Raw genomic sequence first — 1,211 nt, forward strand, 5'->3', positions numbered from 1 at the left:
CAGTCCTCTTTTTTTATGAAGTAAAGTGGTCGATGGTTTTTGAGTGTTTTCCATCACTTTGTTGCATAAAACGCAGTTCGCTTTGATCCGTAACTGACGGTTAGCGGCCAGACGTTGTGCAAAGCTTTACCCCAAAAAACTGCATTAACAAAAAAAACAAAAAGTTCTAATTTTATAAGAACTTTTTTCATATCTTTGTACAAGAAATTTATTTATGGATATTGTAAACAAGAGATTACTAGAAAAAATAAAACATAAGAATAAAGGAAATATACCATTAGTTACGGCTATTAATTCATTAATAAACGATTTAGAAAAAAATGAATTCGAGAGTCAAACTGAACTCATAAAAATCAGACCGGATGCTGATTGTGTTCACAATGATGGTTTTTATTTTTTTAATATTAATGTGCATAGAACATTAATTTTAATAGAATTTGAGGAAAATGGCGACATTACAATCGTTTGGTGTGGAACACACGATGAATACGAAACCACATTTAAAAACAATAAAAACACTATCCGAAAATGGTTAAAAGATCGTGAGTGGATAAAATAATATAATTTACTATGAAAATCGAAACTTATAAAAAAATCATCCAAAAGGGTTCTATTTCAGACGAATTAGAATTCGAAAAAGCACTTATACTTGAAAGAAAACTTCGTTTATTAAGTGTCGATAATCCTGAATATAAAGAAGCAAGATTAAAACTTCGTCAAATAATCAAAGAATACGAAAAAAGCAACTGGAGTTCTGAATCTGAAATTACTGATGAAAAAATTAAGGAAAGTGATAATGCTGAGTTTATAGCAGAACAGGAAAGAATTTTTATTCTAAAAAGAAAAGAAATTATTAAGGAAAAATTAACTGATTTAGGTTTAAATCAACAAGATTTAGGCTCTATATTAGGTCATAACAAAACTTATATATCAGAACTGATGAATGGAATTAATCCTTTTACCCTAAAGGACTTAATAATTATTCATAGACTTTTCAAAATTAAATTGGAAAAACTAATCCCTACAACTATTCCACAAAAAGAAAGAGGAAGAATTAAAATGTCAATTTTAAAAATAAATAAACCTAAATTAAAATTAGACAAAAGAGATATAGAATTTGCCTAACAAAAGCTTCGCACAACAGCTAAGATTCGTTGGGCTTGAAAAGCCAACAATGAAGCCCTGGTTGAACGGAACCGGTTGTGATTCCA

2 protein-coding genes are annotated in these 1,211 nt (G+C 29.1%); both read left to right on the forward strand.

The window, feature by feature from the left end:
- Window positions 1-214 precede the first annotated feature (214 nt).
- On the forward strand, window positions 215-559 hold the full coding sequence (locus tag EG849_RS15415; RefSeq protein ID WP_125014318.1) for a type II toxin-antitoxin system HigB family toxin: 345 nt from the start codon (window positions 215-217) through the stop codon (window positions 557-559).
- 11 nt (window positions 560-570) lie between these two features.
- Window positions 571-1,125, forward strand: coding sequence for a helix-turn-helix domain-containing protein (locus EG849_RS15420; protein ID WP_125014320.1), 555 nt, complete (start codon window positions 571-573; stop codon window positions 1,123-1,125).
- Window positions 1,126-1,211 lie beyond the last annotated feature (86 nt).

The sequence above is a fragment of the Flavobacterium macacae genome, assembly GCF_003865365.1.
Taxonomy (GTDB): Bacteria; Bacteroidota; Bacteroidia; order Flavobacteriales; family Flavobacteriaceae; genus Flavobacterium; species Flavobacterium macacae.